8 protein-coding genes are annotated in these 7,023 nt (G+C 67.2%); 2 read left to right on the top strand and 6 right to left on the bottom strand.

All coding sequences use genetic code 11. From position 1 onward, the window contains the following. Positions 1-332: 332 nt before the first annotated feature. Positions 333-728, bottom strand: a complete 396-nt coding sequence (locus tag ACIPLC_RS37965) for a hypothetical protein (protein WP_400477628.1) — start codon at positions 726-728, stop codon at positions 333-335. Between the two features lie 160 nt (positions 729-888). Here ACIPLC_RS37965 and ACIPLC_RS37960 point away from each other — a divergent pair, with 160 nt between their 5' ends. Continuing rightward, complete coding sequence (locus ACIPLC_RS37960) at positions 889-1,161, top strand: GntR family transcriptional regulator (protein WP_400477627.1); 273 nt, start codon at positions 889-891, stop codon at positions 1,159-1,161. A gap of 136 nt (positions 1,162-1,297) precedes the next feature. On the opposite strand, the gene ACIPLC_RS37955 is transcribed toward ACIPLC_RS37960, so the two are convergent. From ACIPLC_RS37955 to ACIPLC_RS37935, 5 genes are all read right to left on the bottom strand, one after another. Next, positions 1,298-2,101 (bottom strand): aminoglycoside phosphotransferase, encoded by an 804-nt coding sequence (locus tag ACIPLC_RS37955; RefSeq protein WP_400477626.1) that lies wholly within the window; start codon positions 2,099-2,101, stop codon positions 1,298-1,300. A 220-nt stretch (positions 2,102-2,321) separates the two neighbouring features. After that, positions 2,322-3,446 (bottom strand): radical SAM protein, encoded by a 1,125-nt coding sequence (locus ACIPLC_RS37950; protein ID WP_400477625.1) that lies wholly within the window; start codon positions 3,444-3,446, stop codon positions 2,322-2,324. Between the two features lie 415 nt (positions 3,447-3,861). After that, on the bottom strand, positions 3,862-4,311 hold the full coding sequence (locus ACIPLC_RS37945) for a DUF6082 family protein (RefSeq protein WP_400477624.1): 450 nt from the start codon (positions 4,309-4,311) through the stop codon (positions 3,862-3,864). Between the two features lie 731 nt (positions 4,312-5,042). Further along, entirely contained in the window at positions 5,043-5,288 is a 246-nt protein-coding gene (locus ACIPLC_RS37940; protein ID WP_400477623.1) for a hypothetical protein, read from the bottom strand. Between the two features lie 213 nt (positions 5,289-5,501). Next, positions 5,502-5,714 carry a hypothetical protein gene (locus tag ACIPLC_RS37935; RefSeq protein ID WP_400477622.1) on the bottom strand — a complete coding sequence of 71 codons (213 nt, stop codon included), beginning with the start codon at positions 5,712-5,714 and terminating at the stop codon, positions 5,502-5,504. Positions 5,715-5,837: 123 nt separating this feature from the next. Between ACIPLC_RS37935 and ACIPLC_RS37930 the strand changes: the two genes are divergently transcribed. Further along, positions 5,838-6,911: a Scr1 family TA system antitoxin-like transcriptional regulator gene (locus tag ACIPLC_RS37930; RefSeq protein WP_400477621.1), complete on the top strand. Its 1,074-nt coding sequence runs from the start codon at positions 5,838-5,840 to the stop codon at positions 6,909-6,911. The last annotated feature ends 112 nt before the right edge of the window (positions 6,912-7,023 follow it).

Below are 7,023 nucleotides of genomic sequence, written 5' to 3'. Positions count from 1 at the left end.
TGGTACGGCCGGTAGACCACCTCGACCCCCTCCTTGCCGGCGAAGCCCTCCAGGGCCTGCTCGAAGCGGCGCTTACCGATGTAGCACCACGGGCACCCCTGGTGGAAGGAAGCAACATCTTGAGGTTCGAAGGGAGCCCCGCCCAGGACCGGCCCGTACGGGGCTGTGAGGGGTCTAGCGCGTCGTCGTCGGGGTGCAGGGGGTTCGGCACGCCCAGCGGACGTAGGACGGGCCGCTGATCCGGTCCGTGATGCCGACTACCTTGCCGTCAGCCGTTGTCTTGCCGCAGACGCAGCACCGGTAGGCCTTGCCGTCCGTCTCCGTGATCGACATCACACACCCGCCCCGATGAGAACGCGGTCAGCGGTCACCACGGAGTCCAGCCAGTGAAGCGGGTCGGGCAGATCGAGCTGCGCCGCGAACGCTGCCGCGCGACGTTCGGTCCTCTTCCACTGCTCCGCCTGCTCCGTCGCCTGCTGCGCCAGTACGGCGGTCTTCTCAGCCTCGGGGGTCCGCTCCCACGCGACCAGGTAGAGCGGCACCATCCGCGACGGCTCCGGCAGGGGCATGGTGCGGGCCAGAAGATGGGCGGGGATCGGACGGCGCCACCCGCAGATGGCGGGGGCTTCCTGGGGCGCCTGGGCAGCCGGGACGGAGCGGTGTTCTCCCTTGGCCGGCAGTAGCAGGCGTAGCGCCCAGAGGAACGCGAGAACGATAAGCTGGGTCATGTCGGAGCCCTCCAGAGGCTTCGTCCATTCCCCGGGACGGTTGGCGCCGTCGCCGGGGATCTTTGTTGTTGTGGCACGACCATACCGATACTCCTCTAAGTCGTCTACACCAACACCCTTCTAAGTGGAGTCGTGGTCGGCTGCTCCGTAGGCTTCTCGCATGTCCGACAGCCCTACGAAGCGTCCAAGGCGAGTGCCGCCGTACCGGCAAGCCGCCGATGAGCTTGCCCGGGAGATTCGTGCGGGTGCCTACGATTCCGGGGAGCCGTTCCCTTCTGAATCGGCGCTTGCTCAGCGCTTCGACATGGCGCCCATGACCATTCGACGGGCACTCGAAGTGCTCCGGGAGGAAAACGGGCTCATCACCACCCGCTGGGGTAAGGGCTCAACCGTGGTTCCGCCCGACCAGCGTTCGGCCCCAAGCACGGAATAGCCCCGCCCAGACGAACGGCGGGTTCTATTGATCCCCGCAACACCCTGGAGTTCAGGGAGTTGCGGGGATCGTGGATTTCGAGGTGCTGAAGGCGAGGTTCTTCGAGGCGCTGGACAAGGAGAACGGGGGTAGGCGCTCACACCTTCCGGCAGTCCCGCCACTTGCGCGCGGCAGCGACCATGCGGACCGTCCACGGGTCTGAGTCGTCCTTGCCGATCTCGTCCCACATGTTGGCGTTGGCAACCGCGAACGCGTCGATTCCCTCGGTGGGGGCCGTCTGCCACGTCGGGATATGGGCGGCCCAGTCTTCGGCCGAGGCGGGGTCGTGCCCGAAGGCAATCAGCCAGAGCACCCAATACCCGGCATCGAGCCACGGGGCGCCCTTGGTAGCCCATGCCCAGTCCACGAGCTGGGCGCCGTGGTCGGTCACCAGGACGTTGGTGTTGTGCCAGTCGGTGTGTAGGAGCGCGTCCCCGGCGAACTGGTCAAGATCCTTCGGCCCTGCTGCGTACCGGGCAAGGCGCTGTTCGGCATGCCGGAGTTCGATCGGAGGGCACGGGATCTCCGCCAGGTGTCGCAGGGTGGCAACGACCTTCGGCAGGTCGGGCGAGCCAGGTCGGTAGTCGGCGTGGTGCCCGTCGACCGCTTCGAAGATGAGCAGGTCCCACCCCCCGGATTCGACACGGGCGACCAGGGCGGGCGCGATCCCTCGAACGTACGGGTTCACCTCGGCCTCGCGGGCCTGCGTCCACGCCCGCCGGTGGTCGGCCCGAAGGCCCTTCACGTAGAACGCACCGGTCGGCGACGTCAGGCGGGCAGCGATCTCGCTGTTGAAACCTTCGGCCTCCGACTCGACCTTGAGGACCGGGCCAGTGTGCGCCTCGACGGCCCTGCGCACCGTGACAGGCAGTTCGGCGTACGGGATGCGGGATGTGGTCACAGTCGTCCGTTCGTCTCGTGCGGCAGCCCCCGGGCGGGCCACAGGCTGAAACGCTGGGAGCCCGCCCAGGGACACGTCACGCTAGTACCGGGTTACCGGTACGGGTTGTCGTCGTTGCACCCGGGCAGAGCGTCGCCGCCGAACGCCTCGACGTCGTCGATGAACGACAGTTCGTCGTCCTCCTCGGTCCGGGTGGTGGTTAACTCGACCATGACAGCGGTCATACTGCACTCTCCTTCTGTCCGTGTTGGCAGTAATTCCTGAGTGGTGCCTTCGCCTCCTGGTAGCGCTTGGCCAACGGCCGGCAAACCGAACACTTCTCGGAGAGCTGGCAGCCGGAGCAGCCGCCGGTGCGAAGCATGAGGCCATCGGCGATCACGCCGAGGCGGGAGAGTCCTTGGACTCCCTCGGTCATCAGGTCAACCTGTTCGTCTCGGGCGACCTTGCAGATCGACGCCCGGCCGTGCGGGTCGACGTGCAGGAAGGTGTGACCGGCGTTGCATCCCTCGAACCGGCCAAGCGGCTTGAGGTGAGCGGGGCTCTGGGATTCGAGCGTCTTGCCCCCGCCGTAGATCGTCGGGGACATGTGGGTGTACTCGATGTACGGCACCCCGAGATCGTCGGCCAGGCCGCGCATCTGGTCCTGTTCGTGGGCTGTCTGCGCGGTGATGATCAGCGACAGGCGCACGGGCAACCCGGCCTCAACGGCGGCGGCCAGTCCGGTGGTGACCCGCTTGAAGGCTCCTCGGCTGTGGGTGAAGGCGTCGAACGTCTCTTGCGTGGCGCCGTACAGGGAGACGGCTACCCGGTGCGGGCGGACGGACGTCAGCACGTCCAGGATCTCGGGGCGTGCGAGCCTCGACCCGTTCGCCTGAACCTCAATCATCATTCCGAGATCGTGGGCGAGTTGCGCGGCCCCGGCGAAGTCGCGGTCGATCAGCGGTTCACCGCCGGTCATCTGGAGCCAAAGGACACCCGCGTCCCGCAGGGTTTGCAGCATGGCGTGTTTGCCTGCCTCGTCCAGGCCCGCGAACGGGCGCTCTCCCAAGAAGCAGTGATCACAGCCGAAGTCGCACCCGAGGTTGAGTTCCCAGCTGGCTCGACTGTGTCCGAACACGGCGGGACGCCGAATCAGAACGGCCTCGCTGATCCGCCGTACCGGTAGCGTCGCGCCCCATCGGGTCCTGGCAGCGTCCAGTAGCCACGGCGGACACACCTCGCCGCGTGTACTGGCGAGTTCCAACGCGCGGAACCGGGCTTCCGGGAGCTTGATCGCTTCCCGGCGTCCGGGCCGCAGCAGTACGTAAGAACCCACGAACGGGGCGGCGATCAGTTGGTGTCCCACGATCCCTCCATCTCATAGCGGTGGTCGGACTTCACCTACTCGGGCCTCCGTTCGACGGGCATCGCCGGTTCGAACGGCTGCCGGGGCGGACGCCCCAGGCGGTTCCTCTCGTATCGGTTTTCCGCAGCCGGCGGGCCCGCGCATCGGTACGTCTTGAAGACCTGCCGGGTGCCATCGGACCACAGCAGGTAGATCGAGGTGCGCCGTACCTCACCGGTCAGCGGGTCGGCGACCCGTTCGCGGCCAAGCACCGTCCACAGTCGGCCGTATCCGTCCCGGAACGTGCTTCGTACGGGCGGCAGTTCGAGCCGTTCCACGCACGTTTCAGGCTGGGGGCACTCGCAGCCCGGTCCGTCGGACCACGTCAACACCTGGGCGCCCGTTTCAACGAGCGGTGCGGACTCGGGAACCCTCTTCACTCCGCCTGACGCTTGGCCGTCGCCTTGAACGCGTCCGTCAACGCCCGGTTGAAGCGGCGGTCGATTCGGTCGCCCGACTCGGCTTCGATGGTCCGGTAGCCGCTCGCATGCTCCCAGTAGAGCCGCGCCGCCGGGTCCTGCGCGAGGGTGACCAGGTTGAAGTGAAGTTCGTCCGTCGTCACCAACTTCGCCCGGTGCTTGGCAGCGATCAAGGCGATCACCCGGTTCGTGTGGAGCGCCCGCGCGCGTCCCAGCTCGCTCAGTTCGCCGATCGTGGGGTTGTCGGCGTACCACTCGGGGTGAGCCGCAGCATCGGCGGCCAGCCGCTGATGCATGTTGGCCGCGCTGAGGGCCAGTTGACGGCGCTGGTGCTGGTGGTCGAGGACCAGGCGGGCGACGGTTCCCGCGCCGATGACGCACAGCGCGAAGTGTCCGATCTTCATCATCTTGCGGTTCCTTGCGTAGGGGTTACTTAGGGTCTTCCCGGTACAGCTCAATCCCAGCGTCGAGCTCGCGAGTCAGGGCGGCCTGTTCGGGGGTCGGGCGACTGATGTAGGGGTAGGGACAGGGCCACACGAACTGGTTAGACCCGGGCTCACGCAGGTACGCGACCCCGCGCACATAGTTGTGAACGATCCCGATCCGCGCGCCGCCCTGGATGTCGACAGCAACCGATCCGGGAGACATTCCCGCTGTTCTCCACATCGGTACGCGCGACGAGTTCGGCCGCCTCAATGCCGTTCTTCCAGTCCCTCCATCGGTTGGCCATGCGCGCGTTCCTTGTGACTGGCAGGTACAGGGGTTTGGGTGCGGTCCCGCCCGTCCACGACGGGGGGCATGTACGGGCGGGACCGTTCTTCCGTACCGGGACGCCCGCCCGATAGCCCCGGGGCGGGAGGCACGGAAGTGGAGCCCGTCCCGAACGCGGTTTCCATGACTGCGCGCCCGGGACGGGGGTCTAGGTGCCGGGGCTACTTCCTCGGCGAGTGGTGGCGCCGGGCCAGCTCCCATCGCATGACCGCTCGTTGGGTGCGGACGTGCTCGGCGAGCTGTCGGCGGGACGGGCTGACCATGAGCACGGGCCACGTCCACTGAAGCTCAGCGCGCCACGCGGTCTTCGGGTCCCGGAGCGCCAGTCTCATCAGGCGTCCGGTGACCGCGAGACGCCCGTACGGGTTCACGCGGCCACCGCCGGGACGGTGGTACGGCGGCGCTGGGGCTTCCGGCCGCAGACCTGAACGGCGGTCTCGTGGGGGTGCGTCGCCACGAAGTCGGGCGGCAGCACGTATCCGAAGTAGCCGCACGCGCACTTCCAGGTGCGGATGCCGTCCGGTCCCGGCGGGTCGGGGCTGATCGGCTCACCGCGCGGGCAGACGTCGGGCGGCTCCGGGTCGTCCGGTTCGGGGGGCACCGGGTCACTCATGAGTGCGCCTTTCTACGTGGGGGGGTTGACCGCTTCGAAGTAGGGGCTCGGCGGCGACCAAGGCAGCGCCGAAAACGCAGGTGAAGCTGAGCAGCACAGCGAGTGCCCGGTAGCCGTACGGCTGACCGCGTATCGCCCAGTCCGTCACGAGCGCGACCACCAGGGCGACGACGACCACCAGGGCGACGAGCCACAGGTAGACCCGAGGCGGTCTCACCGGTCCGCCGAACTGAGCGAACCGCGCGGCGCCCCGGCCGGGTTGGCGTACTCCAGCGGCGGGGGTGCGGGCTCGACGTCGGCGGGGTCTGCCGTCCACTCACATCCGCCCGTCTCGGGGCGCATGTAGTACTTACCGGCCAAGGTGTCCATGTAGACGCCCGTGCGTTGGCTGTGTCGGTCGAAGACCAGCTGTCGATCAGTGGGCATGTACAAGGTCACCAGGCCACCACCTTTCAGTCATCGGCTGCGGTAACTAGCCAACTGCATGGGGTAGGCAGAGGGGTATACCTGTCTTCGAGACAGACCAGATGGCACGAAAGGGAGTACACGTTGCGCGGCAGGCGAGTACAGCCCCGAGAGGTCACCCTGACGCCCGCAGTCTGGGCGTGGTTACTCCGTGACCACCGCGAGCGCGCGGGCATCGACTCGTGCGCGGAGCTTGCTCGAAAGACTCACGTCCACCCGAGCTACGTCACGAAAGTCGAGAGTCTTGAACGGCCCCCGTCCAAGAGGTTCGCCGAGGCATCCGACAGAGTGCTGGGCACTGGTGGCCAGCTGATCGAAGCCTGGGAACGCGTGGACTGGACCACGATTGACCACCCGGACTGGTTCCGGATGTACGCAGCCAAGGAAGCGGAAGCTGTTCGGATTCGGGGGCTACACACCGAACGCATTCCGGGCTTGCTTCAGACAGCCGGCTACGCGCGGGCTCTGGTTCGGCACCTCAACCCGGACGACGACGAAGAGGAGGTTGAACGAACCGTTCAAGCCCGACTTCGTCGACAGGAACGCTTCCTAGACCCCGACGGCCCTGAGCTTGTGGCCATAGTGGATGAGGGCGTCATCTGGCAGCACGTTGGCGGACGTACGGTCATGCACGCCCAACTTGACCACCTGCTGACCATCACAGACCGTTACCCGCACATCCATCTACATGTTGCTCAACGGGAGTTAGGCGAGAGGACCGGAGAGGGCGGCTTTCACTTGCTGAGCCTGCCCGACAGTCTCACTTGGGTCTACACAGAGAGCCTTGGTCATGGGCGCTTCATCGTTGATCAGCAAGCCGCAGCGTCATACTCGCGGGCCTATGATCGGCTTCGGGCGGACGCGCTGAACGGCCGGGACTCCGCCACCGTGATTCGCCGTGCAATGAGGGAGTTAGTGAACGTGACGACCACCCCCCGCCTAGCCGTCGACTGGCACCGCCCGAACTGGAAGACCTCGTCGTACTCCCAGGGCAACGGCGGCGAGTGCATCGAGGTCGCAACCAACGTCGCCCAGGCCGAAGGCGTGGTGCCCGTTCGGGACAGCAAGGATCGGCCCGGCCCGGAGCTGGGCTTCTCCCCCGCCGGCTGGTCGGCCTTCGTGGCGGCCGTCCGTGCTGGGGAGTTCGGCGCCGTCTGACTGGCAGCTCGTTCCCGCAGGGCGGGGACGGCAGCACCCTGTGGCGCTCCCCGCCGCTCGCCGCCGGGGACGACGCGGTACCGGTGCACGTACCGCTGGCCGGGCAGAAGTC

It is taken from the genome of Kitasatospora sp. NPDC086801 (assembly GCF_044745805.1).
GTDB lineage: Bacteria > Actinomycetota > Actinomycetes > Streptomycetales > Streptomycetaceae > Kitasatospora.
This window is presented reverse-complemented; position numbering and strand designations above follow the sequence as displayed.

Coding starts and splice junctions, on each gene's coding strand:
- ACIPLC_RS37945 (WP_400477624.1), bottom strand. CDS start 4,311: ATGATGAAGATCGGACACTTCGCGCTGTGCGTCATCGGCGCGGGAACC.
- ACIPLC_RS37965 (WP_400477628.1), bottom strand. CDS start 728: ATGACCCAGCTTATCGTTCTCGCGTTCCTCTGGGCGCTACGCCTGCTA.
- ACIPLC_RS37960 (WP_400477627.1), top strand. CDS start 889: ATGTCCGACAGCCCTACGAAGCGTCCAAGGCGAGTGCCGCCGTACCGG.
- ACIPLC_RS37940 (WP_400477623.1), bottom strand. CDS start 5,288: ATGAGTGACCCGGTGCCCCCCGAACCGGACGACCCGGAGCCGCCCGAC.
- ACIPLC_RS37935 (WP_400477622.1), bottom strand. CDS start 5,714: ATGCCCACTGATCGACAGCTGGTCTTCGACCGACACAGCCAACGCACG.